General features: G+C 47.6%; 19 protein-coding genes and 1 tRNA gene. 10 read left to right on the plus strand and 10 right to left on the minus strand.

The features are described 5' to 3' along the window. Positions 1 to 44: 44 nt before the first annotated feature. On the plus strand, positions 45 to 542 hold the full coding sequence (locus LX66_RS15040) for a DUF2911 domain-containing protein (protein WP_145714911.1): 498 nt from the start codon (positions 45 to 47) through the stop codon (positions 540 to 542). Positions 543 to 578: 36 nt separating this feature from the next. Here LX66_RS15040 and bioA read toward each other — a convergent pair whose 3' ends face one another. The 3 genes from bioA to LX66_RS15055 all read right to left on the minus strand — a co-directional run bounded on the left by bioA (position 579) and on the right by LX66_RS15055 (position 4,159). Beyond that, a complete protein-coding gene (gene bioA / locus LX66_RS15045) occupies positions 579 to 1,859 on the minus strand; it encodes an adenosylmethionine--8-amino-7-oxononanoate transaminase (RefSeq protein WP_145714913.1) in 1,281 nt (426 codons plus the stop codon). Between the two features lie 43 nt (positions 1,860 to 1,902). Beyond that, positions 1,903 to 3,492 (minus strand): PAS domain-containing hybrid sensor histidine kinase/response regulator, encoded by a 1,590-nt coding sequence (locus LX66_RS15050; protein ID WP_145714915.1) that lies wholly within the window; start codon positions 3,490 to 3,492, stop codon positions 1,903 to 1,905. A gap of 139 nt (positions 3,493 to 3,631) precedes the next feature. Continuing rightward, the gene (locus tag LX66_RS15055; RefSeq protein WP_145714917.1) at positions 3,632 to 4,159 is read right to left on the minus strand and encodes a DinB family protein; all 528 of its coding nucleotides are present in this window, start codon (positions 4,157 to 4,159) and stop codon (positions 3,632 to 3,634) included. Between the two features lie 141 nt (positions 4,160 to 4,300). Between LX66_RS15055 and LX66_RS15060 the strand changes: the two genes are divergently transcribed. The 3 genes from LX66_RS15060 to LX66_RS15070 all read left to right on the plus strand — a co-directional run bounded on the left by LX66_RS15060 (position 4,301) and on the right by LX66_RS15070 (position 5,561). Beyond that, positions 4,301 to 4,374: transfer RNA gene (locus tag LX66_RS15060), tRNA-Pro, on the plus strand. 91 nt (positions 4,375 to 4,465) lie between these two features. Next, positions 4,466 to 5,083 carry a hypothetical protein gene (locus LX66_RS15065; RefSeq protein ID WP_145714919.1) on the plus strand — a complete coding sequence of 206 codons (618 nt, stop codon included), beginning with the start codon at positions 4,466 to 4,468 and terminating at the stop codon, positions 5,081 to 5,083. Between the two features lie 25 nt (positions 5,084 to 5,108). After that, on the plus strand, positions 5,109 to 5,561 hold the full coding sequence (locus LX66_RS15070) for a hypothetical protein (RefSeq protein ID WP_211366228.1): 453 nt from the start codon (positions 5,109 to 5,111) through the stop codon (positions 5,559 to 5,561). A 25-nt stretch (positions 5,562 to 5,586) separates the two neighbouring features. Here the strand turns inward: LX66_RS15070 and LX66_RS15075 are convergent, their stop codons facing one another. Continuing rightward, positions 5,587 to 6,483 carry a helix-turn-helix domain-containing protein gene (locus LX66_RS15075; protein ID WP_145714920.1) on the minus strand — a complete coding sequence of 299 codons (897 nt, stop codon included), beginning with the start codon at positions 6,481 to 6,483 and terminating at the stop codon, positions 5,587 to 5,589. A 103-nt stretch (positions 6,484 to 6,586) separates the two neighbouring features. On the opposite strand from LX66_RS15075, the gene LX66_RS15080 reads away from it, so the two are divergent. The 3 genes from LX66_RS15080 to LX66_RS15090 all read left to right on the plus strand — a co-directional run bounded on the left by LX66_RS15080 (position 6,587) and on the right by LX66_RS15090 (position 9,116). Beyond that, positions 6,587 to 7,204: a hypothetical protein gene (locus LX66_RS15080; RefSeq protein WP_244620407.1), complete on the plus strand. Its 618-nt coding sequence runs from the start codon at positions 6,587 to 6,589 to the stop codon at positions 7,202 to 7,204. Positions 7,205 to 7,290: 86 nt separating this feature from the next. Then, the gene (locus LX66_RS15085) at positions 7,291 to 8,241 is read left to right on the plus strand and encodes a ligand-binding sensor domain-containing protein (RefSeq protein WP_244620408.1); all 951 of its coding nucleotides are present in this window, start codon (positions 7,291 to 7,293) and stop codon (positions 8,239 to 8,241) included. A gap of 194 nt (positions 8,242 to 8,435) precedes the next feature. Next, the gene (locus LX66_RS15090; protein ID WP_145714924.1) at positions 8,436 to 9,116 is read left to right on the plus strand and encodes a fibrobacter succinogenes major paralogous domain-containing protein; all 681 of its coding nucleotides are present in this window, start codon (positions 8,436 to 8,438) and stop codon (positions 9,114 to 9,116) included. A 510-nt stretch (positions 9,117 to 9,626) separates the two neighbouring features. On the opposite strand, the gene LX66_RS15095 is transcribed toward LX66_RS15090, so the two are convergent. The 5 genes from LX66_RS15095 to LX66_RS15115 form a co-directional block, all read right to left on the minus strand. After that, positions 9,627 to 10,106: a YbjN domain-containing protein gene (locus tag LX66_RS15095; protein WP_145714926.1), complete on the minus strand. Its 480-nt coding sequence runs from the start codon at positions 10,104 to 10,106 to the stop codon at positions 9,627 to 9,629. 31 nt (positions 10,107 to 10,137) lie between these two features. Next, on the minus strand, positions 10,138 to 13,275 hold the full coding sequence (locus LX66_RS15100; RefSeq protein ID WP_244620409.1) for an eCIS core domain-containing protein: 3,138 nt from the start codon (positions 13,273 to 13,275) through the stop codon (positions 10,138 to 10,140). 60 nt (positions 13,276 to 13,335) lie between these two features. Then, positions 13,336 to 17,040 carry an amino acid adenylation domain-containing protein gene (locus tag LX66_RS15105; protein WP_211366231.1) on the minus strand — a complete coding sequence of 1,235 codons (3,705 nt, stop codon included), beginning with the start codon at positions 17,038 to 17,040 and terminating at the stop codon, positions 13,336 to 13,338. Between the two features lie 209 nt (positions 17,041 to 17,249). Further along, a complete protein-coding gene (locus LX66_RS15110) occupies positions 17,250 to 17,639 on the minus strand; it encodes a DUF1801 domain-containing protein (protein ID WP_145714928.1) in 390 nt (129 codons plus the stop codon). A gap of 49 nt (positions 17,640 to 17,688) precedes the next feature. Then, entirely contained in the window at positions 17,689 to 18,282 is a 594-nt protein-coding gene (locus LX66_RS15115) for a dihydrofolate reductase family protein (protein ID WP_145714930.1), read from the minus strand. Between the two features lie 220 nt (positions 18,283 to 18,502). Here LX66_RS15115 and LX66_RS15120 point away from each other — a divergent pair, with 220 nt between their 5' ends. Continuing rightward, positions 18,503 to 19,168 carry a Type 1 glutamine amidotransferase-like domain-containing protein gene (locus tag LX66_RS15120; protein WP_145714932.1) on the plus strand — a complete coding sequence of 222 codons (666 nt, stop codon included), beginning with the start codon at positions 18,503 to 18,505 and terminating at the stop codon, positions 19,166 to 19,168. Here the strand turns inward: LX66_RS15120 and LX66_RS15125 are convergent. Further along, complete coding sequence (locus LX66_RS15125) at positions 19,158 to 20,282, minus strand: Fic family protein (RefSeq protein ID WP_145714934.1); 1,125 nt, start codon at positions 20,280 to 20,282, stop codon at positions 19,158 to 19,160. The two genes, LX66_RS15120 and LX66_RS15125, sit on opposite strands and share 11 nt — an antisense overlap. 226 nt (positions 20,283 to 20,508) lie before the next feature. On the opposite strand from LX66_RS15125, the gene LX66_RS15130 reads away from it, so the two are divergent. Beyond that, positions 20,509 to 21,369: an NAD(P)-dependent oxidoreductase gene (locus LX66_RS15130; protein ID WP_145714936.1), complete on the plus strand. Its 861-nt coding sequence runs from the start codon at positions 20,509 to 20,511 to the stop codon at positions 21,367 to 21,369. A 65-nt stretch (positions 21,370 to 21,434) separates the two neighbouring features. After that, entirely contained in the window at positions 21,435 to 22,535 is a 1,101-nt protein-coding gene (locus LX66_RS15135) for a class I SAM-dependent methyltransferase (RefSeq protein ID WP_145714938.1), read from the plus strand. The last annotated feature ends 6 nt before the right edge of the window (positions 22,536 to 22,541 follow it).

A 22,541-nucleotide genomic window follows, 5' to 3' on the forward strand; every position in this document is an offset into this window, starting at 1 on the left:
GTTCAGTTGAATAGGTGTAATTTTCTGCAAAACAAATTTGACCAATGAAACAGATCTTCTTATTCCTGGCTATACTGGCTACCACCGGCAGTATAGCGTGCGCACAGCAGGTGAAAAGCCCGCGTGTGACCGCAGAAGGCGAAAACGTAAAAGTAAGCTACGGACAACCTTCCAAGCGGGGCCGCGTTATTTTCGGTGGACTGGAACAATACGGCAAGGTATGGCGTACCGGCGCTAACGAAGCTACCGAGATCACCTTTGCCAAAGACGCCACCTTCGGAGGAAAACCTGTTAAGGCGGGCACTTATACCCTGTTCACCATCCCCGGTGAAAAAGAGTGGACCTTTATCCTGAACAGCGAATTAAAGCAATGGGGCGCTTATAAATACGACGAGATCAAGGACAAGGACGTTTTGAAAGTAAAGGTACCCGCCACCACCATCAGCGGCGAACCCGTAGAAAAGCTGACCATCACCCTGCCTCCCGGCAAGCTGGTGCTGGAATGGGACAAAACCCATGTAGAAGTGCCGATCGAGTCATAATATGCAGATGTGTTAATGTACTCATATGCTGGCGAATCAGCACATCAGTACATTAACACATTCAATAATGCTCTCATATACCTGCCCCAGCTCCTCATCTGTAATACAATACGGCGGCATAATGTACAGCGTGTTCCCCAATGGCCGCAGCATGATCCTTCTTTCCCGGAAAAAACGGTGCAGTAGATCCGCCAGTTGGTTGGTATAGCTATCCTGCCCCGGCGTTACCATTTCAAAAGCCAGTATGGTGCCCTGCAGCCGTATATTCTTCACCGTTTTATACTCAGACAGCCGTTGCGCAAATTGTTTGTGCTGCACGTGTATCCGTTCCCGGTGCTGCGCACAGGCCGGGTCCAGGAACAGGTCCAGGCTGGCCAGCGCTACGCTGCAGGCCAGCGGGTTGGCCGTAAAGGAGTGGCCGTGGAAGAGCGTTTTCAGCTTATCGTCCGAGAGGAAGGCATCGTAGATGGCGGCGGTACAGGTAGTAACGCCCAGCGCCATGCTGCCGCCGGTAAGCCCTTTGGAGAGGCAGATCATATCCGGTCCGGTGGACACGTTTTCCATAGCAAAGTTTTTCCCGGTTCTGCCAAAGCCTGTCATGATCTCGTCGGCTATCAGCAGGATACCTTGCTGGCGGCAGTATTGCAGCAACTGTTCCAGTGCGGCGGCTTCATACATACGCATGCCCCCCGCGCCCTGCACCAGCGGCTCAAATATGATGGCCGCAATGGTATCCGGCTGCAGCGCCTGTATAGCGGCTTGCAGCGCCGGGATATTATCCGCTGCGGGCGTGTCTATGAAATGCACTTCAAACAGCAGGTCGTTAAAAGGAGCGGTAAAAACGCTGCGGCTGCTCACGCTCATGGCCCCGAACGTATCCCCGTGATAGGCGTGGTGAAAGGCCAGTATCTTATGCCGGGTGCTGCCCTGGTTATGCCAGTACTGCAGGGCCATTTTCAGCGCCACTTCCACGGCGGTGGAGCCATTGTCGGAATAGAACACCCGGCTTTGCCGGCCGGGCAGTATGGGCAGCAGCCTTTCCGCCAGGTTTACGGCAGGAGCGTGGGTGTAGCCGGCAAAGATGCAGTGCTGCAGCTCCATGGCCTGTGCCGCCAGTTGTTGGGCGATGTGCGGATGGGCATGCCCGTGTATGTTTACCCACCAACTGGAGGTAGCGTCCAGGTAGCTGTTGCCGGCTTCGTCAAACAGTAATGCGCCTGCGCCGCGTACAATCCCCACGGGGGGCGGCGCTGTCTGCATTTGCGTGTACGGATGCCATATCACCCGCAGATCGCGTTCACTTAATGTTTCAGACATAGGTGTAATGATCGTTGAAGGGGCAAAGGTAGCAGATAGTTTGTTAGTTTGTGATACCTGCCAGCCTGCACAGTATCCGGTACAGCGCGGAAGCGTCGTAGGGTTTGTGCAGGATCGCGTTTACCTGCAGGTGCTGCAGCTTTTCCTTTACTTCGGGGATCACGTCGGCGGTAAGCGCAATGATGAAGGCGTGCGGTTGTATTTTTTTAATGAAGGGAATGGTGTCGTAGCCATCCATTTCCGGCATATGCAGGTCCAGTATGATGCCGTCAAAATGGTGCTGCTGCATTTTTTCAACCGCTTCCTTGCCATTGGTGGCGGTAATGGTGGCGGCGCCTGTTCTTTGTAGCTGGTAGCCCAGCACCATGGCGTTGATAGAATTGTCTTCCACTATCAGTAGCTGCTTATGTTTCAGCCAGTCCTGTAATTCCGGCTGGTGGTAGGGCGGACAGGGTTTGCCGGCTGTGCGCAGCAGGTGGAAGGTGATATCGAAGCGGAAAGCGGTGCCCTGCCCCGGCTCGCTTTCCACGGTAATGTGGCTGTTATGCAGCTCCACCAGGCTTTTGGTGATGGCCAGCCCCAGCCCGGTGCCGCCATGCTGGCGGGTGGTGGTGGCATGCTGCGCCTGCACAAAGCTTTCGAATATCCGGTCCTGCATGGCTTTCTCGATGCCGATGCCGGTGTCCCTGACACAGAACTGCACGGTAGCGGTGCCGCTGTCCTGGCTTAGCAGGTGGGCTTCAATGAAAACGCCGCCGCTGTGGGTGAATTTGATAGCGTTATTGATCAGGTTGTTCAGTATCTGTCCCAGCCGTACCGGGTCGCCGCAGAGGGCAGGAGGGAGGTCCGGGTCGATGGAGGTATAGAGCCGGATATGCTTGGACTTGGCCAGGGGCTGGTAATTGCTTTCTATGTCCTGGATCAGGGTTTTGAGATCGAGGGGGATATGTTCCAGCTCTACCTTGCCGGCTTCTATTTTACTGAAATCGAGTATGTCGTTGATCAGCGTCAGCAGGTGCTGCGCGGAGTATTTGAGGCTGTGCACCAGCGAGGCGTGCTGGCTGGTTTCTTCCAGGAGGTTGGCAATGCCGATGATGCCGTTGAGGGGTGTGCGTATCTCGTGGCTCATAACGGAGAGGAACTCGGAGCGGGCCCTGGCGGCTTTTTCCGCGGCTTCTTTGGCATTGATCAGTTCCTGCTGGGCATTCTTATAATGCGTGATATCCTTGATGACCACCATGATGCAGCGTCCGCTGTAATGCCATCCGCGTTTGATGAGGGAGATGCGCAGGCGGAACCATTTGTTTACTTCCGGTCGGTGGTCCGGGTATTCCAGTTCCTGTGGAATGCCTGTTTCCAGCAGCTCGTCCATAAGGGACGAAAAAACGGTGCTCTGCGGGCCTAATACGGCGTGTAGGCTGCGGCCGATGATCTGCTCCCGCGGCGTAAACAAGAGGGAATCATCATTACACCATACGCGTGTAAAGATCTTTTCCTCGTTCAGCTCGAATACAATATCATCCAGGGAGGTCAACAGCGCTTCCAGGTCGCTTGCCAGCCAATGCTCTTCCGTTTCCGCTTCCTGTTTGTCACAGGCTACCATATTGCCTGCCATGTGTAAAGGGTCGGACATGTATTACTACCTTTTTAGGGTAAAACAATAAATATGCATGTTTCCGCTGAGCGACGGTGTCTTGGTTGATGATTAACGCAGGAAAATAAATTTACTGAATTAAACAATACAAGCGGGGGATGTGCATAACTTCTTGCGGCTAGCGCGCAAAAAGCGCATCATCAATCCGTTGTTTTTGCCTTTGATGGTGGCGCATATGCATTTCCGCGAACTGCAGCCATTCTGCCGCATTAAAAAAGCGGAACCCGGGGTGTTCGGTTTTGCCGGTGGCGGCGGAGAAATCAAACCTTGCGTACAGGCGGTTCACTTTTTCGTGGATGGCGGTCAGGCCCTGCAGCAGTGCTTCCCGGCTTTGCGGTTGCGGCATGCCGGCATTGGCCGGGTTTTCCAGCGGCCCGTCGGGGAAGCGGTTGTTCCGGAAGATGGCTTTAGCATGTTCGTGCATTTCCTGTTCGCTGTTGATATTGTTTAACAGGCAGGCTTCCATCTGGTCTGCAAACCAGGCCGTATCCCCTATAATATGCACGTACACCTGTCCCATGGACCAGGAGCCGGGCTGCGGCTGCCGTTGCAGCATGTCCAGCGTATAAGCGTCCAGGTATGCGATCCATTGTGTGATGGTATCGTTGAATTGGCGGAGTAAGGTAGCGGGAGGAGCTATGGTCATTTTTTTAGTATTAATGCAAATATAGAAATAGCCAGGCAGGCAGTGCGGCCGGCCATGATTATTTATTATTAAAATATAATATATGAATGAAAAATTGGTAATAAATAAAAAAACCTTCTTACATTTGCAATCCCTTAAGGACGGGATGTAGCGCAGCCCGGTAGCGCGCTTCGTTCGGGACGAAGAGGCCGCTGGTTCGAATCCAGTCATCCCGACTACAATTTTACCTTTTTTTGTAAAGCCTGCTACAAGAGCAGGCTTTGTTGTTATGAGAATAATTAACCCGATTACCTGGAAGACTGCGAGATGACAAAAAATACACTGGAACAAAGGGGCTTCCTGTTCAATAAAAAGTGGTTTGATATCACGTCAGATGGATTATCCGTCCGTAGTAAGCACCTGCTTGATAGCAGCGAATATTATGTCAGGTTCGAGGATGTGGGCGTAAAGATAATAAAGTCAAAATCAGGAAATATAGCGTGGCTAATTGCTGGTTTTTTTCTTACGGGTATTGCCGCTCTCCTGTTTGTGGAAGAACTGGAGGGAGGGGAAGTGGAAGATAACGCTTACCTGTTTTATTTGGTAGCAGCCGTGCTTTGCGCGCTCACTTATCTTTTTACTTTTAAGCGTGTATGCTATCTGGCGAAGAATGATAATTCAAACGCCATTGCCTTTCTAATTGATAAACCTTCAAAGTCGGAACTTTTGCATTTCATTGAGCATATTAAGGAGAAGAGAAAGAGTTACCTTGTGGAAAAATACGGGCACTTAACTACCATGTTGCCATATGAGCAACAATATCAGAACCTTTTATGGCTTAACAATGTGGACGCGTTAACCCATGAAGAATATAAAGCAAAAGTAGATGAATTGAATAATCTGTTCCAGGCCTTTCCCGGGATGGACCATATACACTTAAGTTAATGCCCGGATATTAAAATCATCTGAAATGAAGTATTTGAACACACTTTTAGTAACAACGATACTGGTATTGGCAACAAAAATGGCTTGTGGACAAACCACCGTAAACGAAACAATCACAGAGACTTTTTTTAAGGCCTATGAAAAAAATCCAACTGGAGCTTATGAAGATCTATTCATAAGCAACAAATGGATGAAAGACAACAAGACTCAAATCCAGACAATTAAAATTAAGTTCGGTGATCTTTTGAGTAGCCTGGGCGACTACTTTGGATATGAACTTATTACAGAAAAAAAGGTGGGTGAAAGTTATGTGCTGAAGAGCTATTTAGTGAAATATGAACGTCAGCCACTAAGATTTACATTTGTATTGTACAAGCCGAATAAGGAATGGCAGATCCAGAACTTTTCCTACGATACAAACATCCAAGAGGAATTGGAGGAGGCGGCCAAAGCATATCGGTTGAATTATAATTACTAGATGTATGGACGTTCACCTATGTCTCTTAAGAGCTAATTTCAAGCTTATATCCTTTTCCACGTATAACCACAATTTTGATATTCGGATCAGGTTCCAATTTTTTCCTGAGCTTTGATATGAACATATCCAGGCTACGTCCCACAATAACCCCTTCATCTTCCCATATCTCTTTTTGTAGCCTGCTTCTCTCAATTATCTCGTTTTGAGACTTTGCGAAAATACTGAGTACACGGGTTTCAGTTTCGGTCAGGTCTGTTGTTGTGCCGTCCAGTACCAGCTTCCGGTTCTTCGAATCGAATAACACTGCTCCCAAAGTGATCATGTCCGTATGCTGATCATCCACAGATAAAACTCCCCGCGGTTTAACAGACCTGAAAAAGATAAAACCGACAACTGCCAAACATAACAAGCCTCCTCCCAGCAAATATTTATTCTTTGTGGCAGTGACACCGGGCGGTTTAAATTTAATGTTGATAATGTAACATGCTACGGGTTGCCTTCTTCCTAAACAGGTTACAATATCATCCTTCTTATTTTTTGATATAGCATATCCATAAGCTACACTGGCATTGGCACAGTTAAGTACGTTAACAACATAATCACTTACGAACGGGTCTTTGGCCAACAAACGCCGGGTAGTACTTACCAGGGAGTCGGGTTGAAAAGTAAGTTTTTTCTCAAACCTTACCTGGTATTCATTGTCACTGAGTTTTTCCACCGGAAGTACCCGTGATGTACTGTCACCCGACTGTAAAAGTAGTTCATGTCCTATTCTGCGGAGCAAAACTTCTCTCCTGGAGATATCAAAATCATCAATATCTCTTATGCTGAAAGCCACACATATTACAGAGATAAACAAAAGTAATAACAGCCCGAACAGGTATTTGCGTTTCCCGGAGAGGAGGTTTTGGCTATCAGACATACTGTTTTACAATTTATTTACAAAGATTACATTTTTATTTACAATCCTGATTTCCAGGCTGAAAAATAGCAAGTTAATTTCGTTGAAATCAATTTTATAAGATATGAAAAATAAGAAAAATGCCTTCAACGGATCCGATTTATCAGGAGATAGATCTATGTTAATTAAACCCCAAAAAAATATGAAAAAAGTTATTTATGCGCTGATCTTACCGCTGGTTGTGGTAAGCGGACTGGTATTTGCTAATCACGAAATCAAAAATGACACTTCTAAAAGATCAACCCCAAAGCCACTTTCTGCTGCTGAAAGGGAAGCCGAATTGAAAAAATGGGAGGCTACCCCTGCTGGTATAAAGTACAAAGAATGGAAAGCGTCTCCCGAAGGTAAAAAAGTGCTTGCCGGGGCTGCTAAAATAAGGAAGCATATAAGTGCTTTTACCAATATGGAGGCTGTTGTAACCTCTCTTTCACTTCCGCCAGGATCAAGATTAGGTTTCGGTGTGATGGCCAGGATTGATGGCGTCGATTATATTGTAAAATTTGAGCCGGAAAAGTCTCAACTTGAGCAATTGCGTAGCCTGAAAGTTAACGACAAGATAATTATAAGAAGCCATAGCGTATCGCACGCGCCCAAGTATTCATATCCAATAGTATCAGGCGACTATGTAGAGCGAGATAGTAAAATAATTTATAAACGTGCCCCTCGCAAAGGCGGTTGCTGAGTAAATGAATCATGAAATACACACACGTATATGCTTTGTTCCTGGTGTTTGTTTTTCACTCCTCCTGTGGACAAAACCGAACAAACGTGCCACAAGATAATTTCAGTAAAGAACACAATGGCTACTCCGAGTCTCAACTTAAAGAGTTGGCTACCTCCAGGGTGCCTATGAGTCAGGTCCGGAATGTAAAGCAAGACAGAAACGGAGACATTTTGATTGCTGCAACATGGAGTGGCGTTTTTCGCTACGATGGAAAATCGTTTACTAATCTCACGAGTAGTAAAGTAGGTTCGCACAGATTCTGGGATGTTCTCGAAGATCGACGCGGAAACCTTTGGTTCGCTTCCACTGATTCCGGAGTTTATCATTACAATGGGAAAACCTTTCATCATTTCACAACCAGGGATGCTCTCGCCAATAATTTGGTGATGTCTATTTATGAAGATAAAGCCGGTAATATTTGGTTCGGCGGAAGTGGACTAACCCGCTACGATGGGGAATCCTTTCAAAATTTTACAACTAAAGACGGACTGCCCCATAGTGGTGGTAGGACTATCATGGAAGACAGAACCGGGAAATTATGGATTGCCACAGGGGACGGGCCTTGTTTTTATGATGGAAAAACATTTACCGTTTTAAAAAACAAAGATGGCAAAGCGTTTAAAAACGTTTGGTCAATAATCGAAGATAAAAAAGGAAGTATTTGGTTCGGTGACAATGAAGGTCTTTGGCGTTATGACGGCAGCACCTTTACTAAGGTGTCGCAGAGGGGTGCTTATGCTATAATCGAAGATAAAAAGGGAAATATCTGGACTACTGGTGCTGTAAACCGCGAGGTCTGGGCGCTTTCACGTTATGATGCAAAGTACCTGTACAGTAAAATGCCCACTGTAACCGAAATCATGTCAGGGCCACCGGCTTTTTTGGGACTTTTGGAAGCTAACGATGGAAGTATTTGGTTTGGATCTGTAGGCGGGGTGTATCGTTATGATGGAAAGACCATCACGGACTTTAAAAGTAAAGAGGGCCAGCAATAGTTTCAGCAGGTTTGTTGGGAGTACGGTTCTCTAATTATCTGTTAAAGCTAAGATTTAATAATACGACGCTGTGGCTCTGGTTTAAACTTAATCTTACAAATCACCTGCCACAGAAGGAGATAATAAACTGTCAAAAATATGTATAATTTGTATCGCTATCCTATTGTACTTGCCTTTACTAAAAGCTTTCTTATATGAGACGTACGCTATTTGTATTAGTTTGCTTTCTATTATTTCGGAACCAACCCCTGTATAGCCAAGGAGAGGGCAATGGAGAAAATATTACAGGTGTGTCTATTGGAAACCAGGTATGGTCGGCGACTAACACGGACGTGCTGACGTTTCGAAATGGAGACACGATTCCGCATGCAAGGTCTGCCGGGGAATGGGAAAAAGCGGGACGCGAAGGCACACCGGCATGGTGCTATTACCAGAGCGACACGGGTGAAGTCAGAAATTATGGTCGTATGTACAATTGGTTTGCGGTGAACGATGAAAGAGGACTAGCGCCCGTTGGTTGGCATGTTGCTACGCAGGATGACTGGATAACACTTGAAGATTTCCTGGGTAAAGATAAAGCCGGTGTTTTGTTCAGAAACGATTCGGTGTGGAACACAGGTAATACCCATTCCGGTACCGGGATACTTTTGGGTGGATATCGAGGTAGGGATGGCCGCTTTACAGGAATGGGTGAGTTTACTTACATGACAAGTGCAACAGAAACTGATATCAGGGACTCCCGAAATGATCAAATGGCTATCTGGGGTCGTGGTGTGCATATTGACAATAAAACTGTCATGAGATGCGCGCTGGATAAACAATTTGGGTTGTATGTACGGTATGTGAGAGATGCTGCTATTCGTGTCAAAATGTGATCATAGCCAGGCGTGGCCTTCAGAATTTTCTGCAAAGGTGAAGTTTGACATTCTTAAGGGCCTAAAGATATGATTCTATAATGTTACGTTGTAAGATAAACAAGTAACAGTCAGCAATCAATTGTTCGATCAAATAGTGGCTATTACAAATTATCCAAAATGATTATCCGCTTTCTTATACCTAATTTCTACCATCTCTGCGTCCTTAGCGCTTCTTGGCGATCTTTGCGTCCAAAAGATATTCCTGGGACGCAAAGCCCGCAAAGTAGCGCGGAGACCGCAAAGTCTATGCATGCGAACACTAGCTCCTGGTATAAGAAAGCGGATAATCATTTTATCCAATAAAGCCGCCAGCATCCTTAAATCTTGCGGGAATAAGTTCGGAATTTGTACAGGCAGGGCTTTTCTCTTTTTAGGATTTTTGTGAATGTATCCTTCTAACTGGCAGCCCACGGCAGGGATGCATTAATGTTGTCCCAGGGAAAAAACACCCTCCCGACTGCAAAAAAATCAAAACCTGAAATCAAATTTATCAATGTCAGCCCTAACTGATTTTACGGCATCTTCCGGTGTTTGCAGACCTGCAAGAATTGCCTTAATTCCAGGTAAATAATCGTCCATCACAACAAGGTTCGCCATAATCAAGGGATCCAGCAAACCAGTTGTAAAATCACTCTTGCTTACATCCAGACTTGTTTTATACCTGAGTTCGCCATCTTCAAAATCAAATTCGAAATTGCCTATGTTAAGGCCCCAATTAGCCCTGGTAATAAACTCAGACATGATCATATGTTTATCCGCAGGTATTTTGTCTGGCAATACAGACACGCATATTATTTGTTTCAGGTGCTCATTAATTCTTATAAAACACGCCCAGGAAGCATTTTTCGTTTCATAATTGAACCGGTAAACAGGTTCGGTTTCATGTTGCTGTAAGGGCCATCCCTTTTCCTGGAAATATTCGAGTATTGTATTGCCTAGATCATTCATTTTTTACCTTTTTAATATATAGATATCCGCTTTACCAACCTGCTAAACTTAAATTTGACTCACCTGCCTGGTCGATGAAATTTTGCTTTGAATGACCGGACCATTTGGTAGTGTGAAATTCCGCCCGTAAGTCGGCTACCGGTGCTTCTTTTAAATCGATCGTTAAACGTACCCCTTTATTGGTAGTTAACCTCCCAAAGTTACCCGCGCCGTAGATCATTAAAAACTCGCCCCTGTGATGCTGGCTGTATGCTCCGGCAACATCCAGGGCATCGCCCATTACCCCGCCGGCGAGTAATCTCAGTCTTTCTTTCTGTGCCGCATTTAATATATTAATAGTTGGAACGGATTGCATTTTTACCACCATCACCCTTTTTCCAGGGGCCGCTCCATAGCCGGATGACGTGGTGACTTTTCTGCCAATATACAGGCCGGGCCCCTGTGTGCTTGGAACATTGGAAGTGGCATCGCGCAGGGAGGGGGAAGCAATTTTACTTAGATGATCATCTCTTGAGTTCCACGTATACCAGGTGCCGCTTGTTTTTTCCATTTGTGCAATTTGTTCAAGCTGGCTTATCCGGTTGAGCCTGTCGGCTTCGGTAGCCCCGGCACCACCAACACCACCGGGTAAGTAGGCATCCCCATGATAGCGCCTGATAAGTGCTGCTTTGACCTGGGCTTTTTGTGTGGCGCCAATAGTTAATGTCATTAATGCCGCATCAATGCCGCCCATCGCCAAAGTGCCGGGTGCCGTAGGAACGGCAGCCTGTACGGCGGCCCTCACAGCTTCAAGCGCCGTCAGTTGAACTGGCGTGGCAAAATCAAGAATTACTTTCGGAATATCTGCTTTTTCAAGGATGGCTCTCTGTTCATCTTTGATCAGCCCTTTACCTGGATGATGATGCAAGAGCAACGTGTTAAGAAGTGATTCCGCATGCGCTTCACCAAAAGTATTACCAAGATGGATATAAGATGTATGCAGTTTTATCCGGCGTACGGCTTGCTGTTTTAATGCGGGTTTATCCGCACCGTTAATGGTCTGTGCGGCGGTTACTTCGCCCAGCCTGTTTAAATGTGCGGTATCCCTTTCGGTCATCACTCCTTGTGGCACAGCAGAAATCCCCTGGGCTGATATAGTATTCTTAAGATCAGCTTGAGTTTGTGCCGGATTTGGCAGGATGCCCGCGAGATAATTTTTCCAGGTCATAGATAAATAATCCTTCGGGTACACGTTTGTCAACACGCCATCATCAGCCAGTAAACCTGCAAAATCATCTTTTTTCATCGGGAATAAGTTCCCGTTATCCTCGTACTCCATACCAGGGTTAGCACGGTCAATGATGAAAGGAAGCCCATAACTCTCTGCCGCTTTAAATACTTCATAAAAGCTATGATCCCTGTTGGCCATCATCCAGCCCGCAAGGCCGAGGCGTAAAGTTTTCAGCATCGAAAGATTTTTAACACCCAGGTTTTTTGCTGCATGCAGCATCAGGTCTGTAGATCCGGAAATACCGGCCTCCAGGCGGGCATTAATTGTAGCTGCTTCGCGCGCGCTTTCCGAACCTAATTTGATGTTGAAAAACTCACCACCCTGCGACCATGGCACCTTGGTGGCGGGGTCTGCCTTATAAGCGGTGCGGGCGGCATTATCGGGTGCAATATTGCCCCGTCGTTTTAAAACAAGATCAACTTCCTCATCGGTCAAATCAGGTAGATCATTTATCGTCAATGTACGTTGTTCGTTGATTGCCAATCCCGCGCTTCCTCCACCTTCGCGTTCTCTGTTGGCTTTGCTCGTTGCCGGCGCCCACTTTACAATATCACTGGGGGTATCAGTAAACACATCGCGTTTGGTAAAAAAACCGGAGGTTACACGTTCCCTGTTGGCAATTTGAGCAAACTCAGTTATTTCCATCGGGGTAAGAGCCTTCTTTAATCCGGAATCCTCTGCGAAATCCGGCGCCACACTACTTTCCGTTGTTGTTTTAACTACTGTTGGCCCGCTTGGACGGTGCTGTACTTTATGCGCATCTGATTTTATATTCCAGGACCTGCGCGTTTGCCCCTTTGCTTCCCTGTCCAGTTGTATGGCCGCAACTTTCATCCATTTGGACAGATTGTTATTTCTTACTGCATTATAAACCAGTTTAAGCTTCGTACGCAGTGGCAGTCCTTTATCTGAGAATACTCTTTTAATGTTCGTAGCTGTCATATCAAATGCGCCGTAATAACCATCGCCCGGAGGCCACCCAAATTCGCTTTCATAGGTTGCCGCCTTAGATTGGGCCGTATTTTTTGCCCAGGCATCTACAATGTCCTTGACCATCCCCAGGATGATATCGACGATATTATGCACGTGCGCGTCGTCCATAATTAGAGGGGCCATTTTTGCTTCGAACTCAAGTGCCTTCGCCGCATACTTCTCTTCTGCCTGCTGATCTACCCGTGCTTTACCGGTGGGGGACAACGCTGCATACATCCGCTGTACAGGTTGTTGTGAACTAAGCACCGCCATCTTTCTTTGAGCAGGCGCCTCCGTAGTTAGCAAGGCCTGCGTGCCCATTATGTCAGCTTCCCTCTCAAGTGCAGGATCATCATTCATCCCAACACCTGATTTCATTTGCATGGTTGCCTGTACTCTTCCCTGCTTCTGCTGAACAACATGCCATGCTTCATGCGGTAAATGTTGTTCCTGGCCGGGAGCAAGGTGAATATTTGTTCCCTGCGCATAGGCCAGGGCTTGTAATTGTGCAGGTTTATCAGAATTATAATGCACCTTTACGTCATCCATTGCGAAGCCAGATATAGATTCAATCCCCTTTTTTAAATCTCCGGGTAAATTACCACTGCCTTCTTTTTGTGGTACAAATGGTGTGGGTGCTGATGCGCCACTTTCTTCTTCTCTTTTCTGCGCAATGAATTTTCCAGGCATAGATGCACCTGCATAGCTGGCTGGACGATAATTGCCTGGATCACCAACCGGAGGCGCTTCCCCTGTTGCTTTATATTGCAAGGGCCCTACGGCATCACCTGTTTCTGCTTGTTCAGGGGGTGATTGATCAGCAACAGCAGTAACGGCAGGCAATGCAATGCCACGTTCCCTCTCGCTGGTATTTGCAGCGGGTTGCGCAGGCACGGAGGAGGATTTTTGTGAGTGACCGTTTTTCATATGAGCAAGAGGGTATCATAAAATACATATGAATATATTGATTTTTTTATGGAAACAGTATTAAAAAAGTGTTCCGCAGACAGCTTGTTGTTTTTCGACCATCCGGGCAATAAACCAAATAAATGGCTCTACCTGGCCGCTTAATACGCAAGTGCCCTTGCTGATACTATGCAGCAGCTCCTGAACGTCTGATGTATACAAAGCAGCGGCCGCCTCGTTATTTTTAAGCAGCAGGGAACACATGGGAAGATCCGGTATATCTTCAATACCCGGTGTAACATCTCGTTCATTGATCACTATGGCAACCGGCTTTTTATGACCAGGAATACGGATAGCCACAACAAGGTTCGGAGTCTGATGAGCGCGTTTCTTAGCTATCGATTCTTTCAGGTAAGCAGCGAAGTCTTCCCTCCACTTCTCCACGTCAGATTGCGTAATAGCTATCTCTCCTGAGCCATCAGTCCGGGAACCGGTTGGCTGCCCACCCTCATCGATTTCGCGTTCTGCTGCGATAAGCGCATCGAGCGTTTTATCGACATCTTCCCGTGTATGAGCAGATGAGCATATAAGCCTGAGACGCCCTCTTCCACTCTCCACAATAGGATAGGTAACCGCTGATGTTTGAACACCGCGCCTGTACATACCCTGCACTATGGCGTATAATTTATCCTTATCACTAAAGTGCGGCGTAATGATAGGGCCGTCACCCGTACCTAAGTCATAACCTGCTTCCATAAATCGCTGGCGCATGTACCGGGTTGTATCCCAGAGTCGCTCTCGCAGTTTGTCGTCTGAACGTAAGCGGCGCAAAGCGGCAAGTGCTGCCGCTATATCTGCAGGGCTAATGGAAGCCTGGAAAATATAGGCTCTTGAAGATGATTTCAGAAGATCTATATGTTCCTCCCGGGCAGCCACCACTCCTCCAATACTACCAAGCGCTTTACTGAGCGTGGTCATAATGAAATCCACCTCTTCGGTGATACCCTGGGCAGCGCAAATACCGGCTCCACGTTCACCGTAAAAACCGAATGAATGGGCCTCGTCCACTAATACAAGCGCATCATATGCCTTTGCGGTGCGCACAATTTCTGCGACCGGCGCGGCGCCTTCCCCCATACTGTAAACACCTTCAAGAACGACCAGTACAGAACGGTAGGGGGATACTTCCGACTTAAGAACTGCTTCCAGGTCAGCCGAGCTGTTATGTTGAAATGTTCTGATCCTGGCGCCGCATAAACGAGCGCCGTCAACGATGGATGCGTGGCAAAGCTGGTCAATAACGACTACATCGTTTTTACCCAGCAGCCCCGCCACAGCGCCAACATTTGCAGTATAGCCGGTAGGGAAGAGGCAGGCGCCCGGCTTTCCTACTAACTCGGCAAACTCTTTTTCGAACGCTAAATGGAGATCCGTCATTCCAGAAGCCGCTGCAGAGGTTCCCATTCCGCTCCCGAATTGTTGCAAGGCTTTAGAGGCTTCCTCAATCACTTCTTTATCACGGTTCAAACCAAGGTACAGGTTGGTGGTCCATATAATGGCTTCTTGCGCTTCATCATTGTACGCGTCAGTTACAGTACCTTTAGTAGCGCTCCCTGTACGGAGCACCTTGCTGTAAGGATTTCTACGGAGCTTGTTCACCATACGCAGCACTTCCTGCACAAGCTTACTCTTGTCATCAGCAGACCAGGAGGGGGCTTTTGCCGCCTGAAACGTCGGGTGGCTGGACCGGATACGTTCCTGAAAAGTTCCAAGCGTATCCGAAACTACTTTACATGCCTGCTCCCCCGGTTCATTACCTGTGCCACTGTCCATCAGTTTTAGCAGATAATTGGTCAGTGCTGCAGGGGTGGAATGCTCCACCGCAACTGTTCCGGAAAGCCTTAGATCAAATATTTTTGAAAGCCGCACGCTTAACTCCAGGCTGGACAGTGAATCAAGTCCCAGGTTATCGAATGAACGGTCTGGCAATATTTGCCCGGGATCATTAAGATGCAGCAGAGCGGCCACCTCTTTCTGTATTACCGGCAGTATGGCTACCTGCCGGCTGGCGCCGTTACCTGCCCGGCTTTGCGCCTGTCCGTTAGTATGGAGCCGGGCCCCGGAGCTTACATCAGTCACCTGTTGCTCCTGTTCTGCATCACTCACTTTCAGGTGCTTTAGCTTATTACGGTCAAGCTTTCCGTTGGGTAAAAGCGGCAGTTCCTTAAGGGGGATCACGACTTGAGGAACCATATACTTTGGCAGTCTTTGCGCTAAATATGCCTTCACGTTCTCGCCTGTTATCCCTTCCTGCTGACTCACTATATATACTGCGAGCATTTTCTGCTCTGCGCCACCATCTACGGCTGCAGCCGCTGCAGCGGTAATACCTTGCATTGATTCCAGCACAGCTTCAATCTCTTCTAATTCAATCCGGAAGCCCCTGATCTTGACCTGTTGGTCTACCCGTCCTAAAAATTCGATCTCTCCGTTTTCCGTCCTCCGGCAAAGATCACCTGTTCTGTACAGCCGCCGCTCCGGGATCGCGCTACCGGGTTTCATCTCTATAAATCGCTCGTTGGTGCGTGCTTCGTCATACAAGTACCCGCGCGCAAGCTTGTTTCCTGCTAAATACAGTTCTCCCTCAATACCATCGGGAACCAGGTTCATATCATCGTCAAGTATATAGGAGCGGGAATTTACCACAGATTTCCCGATAGTAATGTTTTGCATGCCGTTAAAGATCTCAACGGCCGTTGAGAAAACAGTATCTTCCGTAGGGCCATATGCGTTGATCACCCGGGCCCCTGTTTCCAGGGCAAAAAGTTTTTCTACCAGCGGTTGCTTAAGCGCTTCACTACCAAAAACGATACAGCGGATGCCATGAGGCACCCATCCTGAAGACAGTAACGCCTGTATTGCAGAGGGAACTACAACGCAACTCTTTATCAGGTTCTCTGAAGATAAGGCTGGTAAGTCGAGCATGTTCTTTGCCAGGACCACTGTTCCTCCGAGTGATAAAGTTCCCAGGATTTCCATGACGGAGGGGTCAAAACAAACCGAGGTAGCGGCCAGCATTCCCTCCAAATCCTTGTCATCCAATAAATTGCCCATAGCCTCAATCATCGCAACTACATTTCGATGCTCGATAGCGACCCCTTTGGGGTGTCCTGTTGAGCCGGAGGTATAGATCACATAAGCAAGATCATTTGCAACCGGCCCGGCTAATTTGTCTGCGGTCTGTTGCTTCACGGTATCAATCCATATCAGCTCATGTACTCCCTTACAAAGTTCCGCACAGCTCTCATCGTCCACGATGGCAGCTACCGCCCGGGAGTGCTCCAGCATATAGCGTACCCGTTCCCGCGGATAAGCGGGATCAAGCGGTACATATGCGCAACCTGCCTGTAATACGCCAAGCAAAGTCGCAATAAGTTCCCGGTTGCGGTTCATACACACGCCAACCAGGGAACCCTTTGGAACGCCGCGGTTCACAAGCTCCCCGGCGATTGCGTTCGCCCGGTCCATCAGGTGCCTGAAATTTATCGTTGTCTTTCCATCAATAATCGCCGTCCGTTCCGGATGCGCCTGCACTTTTTGTGCGATCAGCCCGCAGATTGTTTCCGTTGAGTTGTAGCGCTGTTGTTCATCTGGCATTTGTTGTGTCCGCATTAGCGTTTTCGTGTTTTGCCGATCGCTGCTGTTGGCATTTTCAGTACATTTTTTTTCCATAAACAGGTGTGAATTTTTAGGAATCGGCCCCGTTGCTGCTTCTGCATCTTTCATACTGGCTTAAGTCAGCATATCAGGTCGGTTTGGGCAATTTCTATGTTTACTTGTATTGATTAACAAATCGGCAAAAAACCGGGTCAACTTATCTGTATATCTTTCTTTTTGCCTCGTAAATGCAAGGTAGTTAATTTTTTTCATCTTATTACTGTGCTAAAGGGGGGCAGCGCAAGCGGCGTGGAATTTCCATTTTGTCCTGGCATAGCTCAGGATACTTTTTTGAAAGTGCGATCTAATCGGATCGCTTCTTCTAATAGCTTTTTAATAGGCTTTTCATCAATCTCCTCCGGTGTTTGGTAGATCTTATAAAAAATTTGCTTGTTATTTCCACGAGACAGCAATCCATCGGGGTCATTTAATCTGCATCCATACCAAAAGCCTAAAAGCACTCCCTTTTTGATGCCTCCCCGGGGAACAGTTGAAGGCCAAATAATACAAATACCTTTGTTGCCATAAAAAAATGGAACATTGTATGATATTTTCTCTTTGCAATATCCCGGAAGCGTTTCAATAATTATCTGCCGTAGCACATCTACAATTATTTTTTCGTCTTCAGGAAGAATAGAGAACAGTTCAATTAAATTGCTGATCTTCATCGGAATTTAGACCGGATTTTCGTTGTTACTAAATTCATCCGCCGGTTTGTTACCAGCAGGGACTGAAAGTTAAAACTGCAATTCCACACTCGTATGGTACTGCATTTACCAGTGAAAGCTTTTGCCGGTGCTCAAGCAGATCAAAAATCCTCAATCCTTTGTTTATCAGTACAGGATTGACAAAGAAGTTGAACTCATCGATTAGCCCTTCTTTGATAAGTGATGAAACGAATCCTGCACCGCCATACACAATCATGTCTTTACCTTCTTTGCTTTTGAGATTTTTAATTGCAGTTACAAGGTCGCCATTTTCCACAGAAACATTTTTCCCGTCAATGGCCTTCACTGTTTTGCTGAAAACAATCTTTGACATGCTAACCATCCGGTTAGCGTATGCAAACTTTTCATCCAATGCCTTGTCGCCACTTTGGGCCTGTAAATTGTTCACGGTGTCTTCAAAATGTGGAATAAATCCCTCCGCCATCTTTCTGCCAAGGAGGATGATGTCACAGCTATCGCGCAGGTTATTCGCGAACGCTTTTAATTTGTCGTCATAAGTCCATGTTCGCCAGTCAAGGTCGCCGTCCGGGCCTCCAACATATCCATCAACAGATATTTGCACCAGTAGTTTTAATTTCCTCATTTTTATGATGTTGTTTCATAAAGATAGTAGTGCGTTTTTGCAACCATAGGGGGTGAATATGACATTGTGAAGGTATATTACGACGAATCCTATGACATACAACGGGTCTGAAACTGTTTTTGTCTTGATTGCCCCCTTGTAATGTCGTTTATTGCCTCCTTTGTATCGAAGATGGGAACTTAATTTCAGGAAACAACTTGTTGAAGCAAAGAAAGTAATTATGAAACTTCTGCTCACTTCCGCCGGCATCAGCAATACGAGCATCCACAACGCGCTGGTTGACTTCATGGGTAAACCGGTTAGCGAGGCAAGCGCCCTTTTTGTCCCCACCGCTATATATGCCCTGCCCGGCGGCGCTGATATAGCGCGAAGGGTGATTAACGGATCAATAGGCGACCCATTCTGCGAAATGGGTTGGAAGTCGTTAGGAGTGCTGGAACTCACCGCTTTGCCCAGCATCAGGCAGGATCTTTGGGTGCCCATGCTTCAGGGGACTGACGCCTTGTTGGTTGGAGGCGGTGACTGCCAGTATCTGACCTATTGGATGCAGCAATCCGGGTTGGCAGACCTTTTGCCGTCGCTGCTGCGCAAGACAGTCTACGTAGGCTTGAGCGCAGGGAGTATGGTAATGACCCGTTTTGGAACGAGCTACGGCGGCCATACGCTGCCGGCAGAAAGCGGTAAATCGCTCGGGTTGCTTGACTTTGCAATACATCCGCACCTGGATCATGAGTGGTTTCCGGAGAATTCCCTGGACAACCTGGAAAAGTTGGCCGCCACAATACCCCTGCCGTCATACATAATTGACGACCAAACCGCCATTAAAGTGACCAACGGCGCCGTTGAAGTCATCTCCGAAGGACGCTGGAAGCTGTTTACCCCTTAATGGTCTTTAGCGAAAACCTTAACACGTAATGCGTACTCCTTCCCCCACCAGCATCCACCAGTGCGCCCATTTTTACCAACGCCTGCAAATCCCTGGTAGCCGTTGCCTTTGATGCTTTGGTAATAGACATATATTTCTTGGCCGTCATGCCTCCCTTAAAGCCTTCCGGTCCGGTATCCAGCATCTTCCTGACAACCTTTAACTGGCGTTCATTCAGGATATCCCTGAACCGGTCAAAGAACCGGGTTTTCTGAAGTATAAACTCAATAAGCAGCCTTGCTTGTTGCTGGGCATCAAGTGCTGTACCGACAAAATAACGAATCCAGTCAGTGATTTCATTATTGCGTTGCGCCGCTTCAAGAGCGGTATAGTAAACGCTTTTATTCGCCTCTATGATACGGGACAGGCTTAACAAAACCGGCCGTCCGATAGTTTGTGACAGCGCTTTTTCCGCAATGGCCCGCCCGATCCGCCCATTACCATCTTCAAAGGGATGGATGGATTCGAAATATAAATGTGCAATCGCTGACCGGACAGGAGCCTTTTTGATCTCCTTTTTTCCGCCGGGCGCTGTGTCATTAAACCACTGGATAAACTGCTTCATTTCTTTCGGTACCCGGGAGGACGGCGGCGCCTCAAAGTGGATTTTCTCCCGTCCAACGATACCTGAAACTACTTGCATCGGTTCAGCAGCTTTGCGCCAGGCCCCCACATTAATGCCCCGGCTTTGTTTCAGGAGCATTTGATGCCACTCAAATAACTTCTCTTTTGTCAACGTTTCAGCATAAGTATTCCGCACAACTACCATCAACTCCCCGGCACCTAAAGCCCGTTTGTCTTTAACCGGGTCCGGTTTAGGGTTTAATCCCAGTTTATTGCGGATCGAAGAAACAACGTCCTGCCGGCTGATAAACTCGCCTTCAATAGCTGATGTATTCACAGCTTCTGCCACCATGGTATTAATAATGGCTTCCATCTGGATGTCTTCCGGCAAGCCTTTCAATATTCCGCTAATATGCCCCGTTTCTTCCGCAAACGTGAACAAGGCATCCTCAACTGCCTGCTGATCATACTTGAAATCCGGCCAGTCCGGTTGCTGCCAATTATAGCTCATGAGCCGATTATTTAACTTATTCGGCTCAAATATAAGGAAAAATTGAGCCGAATGCCGCATTTATTTGACTCAAAAAATGCAAAATTGTAGCACCTTGTTGGGCTCCATTCAACATATTACAAAGGCTATAATTACGGCATCAATACTTTTCGCTGATGTGCCACAAAAATGATTGGATCACTGTAATTTTACCCCATTCACCATTTCCAATCGAAAAATAGTAACCATGAAAGCATTTCTCGGCATGGGACTTTTAGGGTCCAATTTTGTAAAAGCAATGATAAAAAAAGGAGACCAGGTGCAGGTGTGGAACCGGACCAGCGCAAAGGCGACGGTACTGGAAGCCATAGGAGCAAAGGCGTTTCCGGATCCTGCAGCGGCCGTGCAGCAGGCAGATATCGTTCATCTTGCGTTAAAAGATGATGATGCCGTAAATGAAGTGCTGGCCCTGGCAGCACCGGGGTTAAAGCCCGGCGCAACGATCATTGATCATACCACTACGGCGGTTGCCGGCGCTATACAAAGAACGCAGGAATGGAAAGAACGCGGGTTTACCTACCTGCATGCCCCTGTGTTCATGGGACCGCTGAACGCCCTGGAAAGCACCGGGTTGATGCTCGTGTCCGGTGACCAGGAGGTGATTGGCCGCCTGCAGCCTGTGCTGGCCGCTATGACAGGTAAGGTGATCAATTTTGGTCCTGCAACGGGAAGGGCGGCCGGTATGAAGCTGACCGGCAACCTGTTCCTGGTAGGTCTCACCGCTGGTCTTGCAGATGCGCTTTCCCTGTCCAGGTCATTAGATATTCCTCTGGATAACCTGGTGACACTTTTTGATTCCTGGAACCCGGGAGTCGCCATACAGGCCAGGTTGCAAAGAATGGCCGGCGGCAGTTATGATCAGCCTTCCTGGGAGCTGTCCATGGCAAGAAAAGATACCCGGTTGTTTATGGATGCCGTTGCAACGGGAGGCGGCCGGCTGGCCGTGATACCGGCTATTGCAGCAGAAATGGACCGGTGGATCAGCAAAGGTCATGGGAATGAAGACTGGACCGTGATCGGGAGCGGGCAGTATAAGGATAAGGGATGAGGGCGCTGCGGTCCTGCTTGTTCTCGCATAGTTTTTGTGCAGCTATCCTGTAACAGATCAGCAGCATGCAGCTTTCTGAGATCATAAGGGAAAAGATCGGCAGGAACGGGCCGATGGCGTTCCGGGATTTTATGGAAATGGCATTGTATTACCCGCAATTGGGGTATTACACCTCTGACCGTAATAAAATTGGCGCAGCAGGAGATTATTATACCAATACTGACCTGAGCGCCGTTTTTGGCGCCATGATAGGCCGCCAGTTGGAAGAAATGTGGGAGCTGACAGGGCAGGGGACATTTACAATAGTTGAATATGGAGCAGGAACAGGCGCGCTTTGTCATGATCTGCTGGATTACCTGGAAAGCAACCCGCCATTTTACGATCGCCTGAAGTATTGCATCATCGAAAAGAGCCCCTTCATGCGGGAGCGGGAAAAAGTACGCCTCGGGGAGCGGGTGGGATGGTATGATACCATTGCTGATATTGGTAAGTTCACCGGCTGCGTTTTATCGAATGAGCTGCTGGATAATTTTTCAGTGCACGAAGTAGTTATGGAAGATGAACTGATGGAAGTGTTTGTAGACTACCGGGACGGTTTTTTTGAATTGCTGCAGCCGGCCCCTGAGGCACTGAAGGATTATTTAAAACAATTACAGGTAACTTTACCTAAAGGTTTCCGTACAGAGATCAATTTACAGGCAATAGACTGGATCTGCGATATTGCACAGTCATTGGAACGGGGATTCGTACTGACCATTGATTACGGTTACCCTTCTGCGGAATTGTACCGGGAATGCAGATGCGGGGGTACCCTAATGTGCTATCACAGGCACCAGGTAAACGATGATCCCTATCATCACATAGGAGAGCAGGACATTACCGCGCATGTGAACTTTTCTGCATTGAATTACTGGGGCTTGAAAAATGGATTGGAATGCTGTGGATTTACAGAACAGGGTTATTTCCTGCGTTCCCTCGGGCTTATGGATTATTTAAACACGATTGAACGAAGTGCCAACGCCGGCTTTTTTGCCAGTCCCGGAAAGGCGATAGCGATCCATAACCTGCTGAACGGCATCGGGAGCAAACTGAAAGTGCTTATCCAGCGAAAAGGACCGATGCCAAAGCAGCTAACAGGTCTTGCACTGGCCGGCACCGTTGTATAAATGCTA

The organism is Chitinophaga japonensis, assembly GCF_007830125.1.
In the GTDB taxonomy this organism is placed as follows: Bacteria; Bacteroidota; Bacteroidia; order Chitinophagales; family Chitinophagaceae; genus Chitinophaga; species Chitinophaga japonensis.

What these genes read in the sequence shown, in the direction of transcription:
- LX66_RS15040 (WP_145714911.1), top strand. Translation starts at nt 45, where the DNA reads ATGAAACAGATCTTCTTATTCCTGGCTATACTGGCTACCACCGGCAGT.
- bioA (WP_145714913.1), bottom strand. Translation starts at nt 1,859, where the DNA reads ATGTCTGAAACATTAAGTGAACGCGATCTGCGGGTGATATGGCATCCG.
- LX66_RS15050 (WP_145714915.1), bottom strand. Translation starts at nt 3,492, where the DNA reads ATGTCCGACCCTTTACACATGGCAGGCAATATGGTAGCCTGTGACAAA.
- LX66_RS15055 (WP_145714917.1), bottom strand. Translation starts at nt 4,159, where the DNA reads ATGACCATAGCTCCTCCCGCTACCTTACTCCGCCAATTCAACGATACC.
- LX66_RS15065 (WP_145714919.1), top strand. Translation starts at nt 4,466, where the DNA reads ATGACAAAAAATACACTGGAACAAAGGGGCTTCCTGTTCAATAAAAAG.
- LX66_RS15070 (WP_211366228.1), top strand. Translation starts at nt 5,109, where the DNA reads ATGAAGTATTTGAACACACTTTTAGTAACAACGATACTGGTATTGGCA.
- LX66_RS15075 (WP_145714920.1), bottom strand. Translation starts at nt 6,483, where the DNA reads ATGTCTGATAGCCAAAACCTCCTCTCCGGGAAACGCAAATACCTGTTC.
- LX66_RS15080 (WP_244620407.1), top strand. Translation starts at nt 6,587, where the DNA reads ATGAAAAATAAGAAAAATGCCTTCAACGGATCCGATTTATCAGGAGAT.
- LX66_RS15090 (WP_145714924.1), top strand. Translation starts at nt 8,436, where the DNA reads ATGAGACGTACGCTATTTGTATTAGTTTGCTTTCTATTATTTCGGAAC.
- LX66_RS15095 (WP_145714926.1), bottom strand. Translation starts at nt 10,106, where the DNA reads ATGAATGATCTAGGCAATACAATACTCGAATATTTCCAGGAAAAGGGA.
- LX66_RS15100 (WP_244620409.1), bottom strand. Translation starts at nt 13,275, where the DNA reads ATGAAAAACGGTCACTCACAAAAATCCTCCTCCGTGCCTGCGCAACCC.
- LX66_RS15105 (WP_211366231.1), bottom strand. Translation starts at nt 17,040, where the DNA reads ATGAAAGATGCAGAAGCAGCAACGGGGCCGATTCCTAAAAATTCACAC.
- LX66_RS15110 (WP_145714928.1), bottom strand. Translation starts at nt 17,639, where the DNA reads ATGAAGATCAGCAATTTAATTGAACTGTTCTCTATTCTTCCTGAAGAC.
- LX66_RS15115 (WP_145714930.1), bottom strand. Translation starts at nt 18,282, where the DNA reads ATGAGGAAATTAAAACTACTGGTGCAAATATCTGTTGATGGATATGTT.
- LX66_RS15120 (WP_145714932.1), top strand. Translation starts at nt 18,503, where the DNA reads ATGAAACTTCTGCTCACTTCCGCCGGCATCAGCAATACGAGCATCCAC.
- LX66_RS15125 (WP_145714934.1), bottom strand. Translation starts at nt 20,282, where the DNA reads ATGAGCTATAATTGGCAGCAACCGGACTGGCCGGATTTCAAGTATGAT.
- LX66_RS15130 (WP_145714936.1), top strand. Translation starts at nt 20,509, where the DNA reads ATGAAAGCATTTCTCGGCATGGGACTTTTAGGGTCCAATTTTGTAAAA.
- LX66_RS15135 (WP_145714938.1), top strand. Translation starts at nt 21,435, where the DNA reads ATGCAGCTTTCTGAGATCATAAGGGAAAAGATCGGCAGGAACGGGCCG.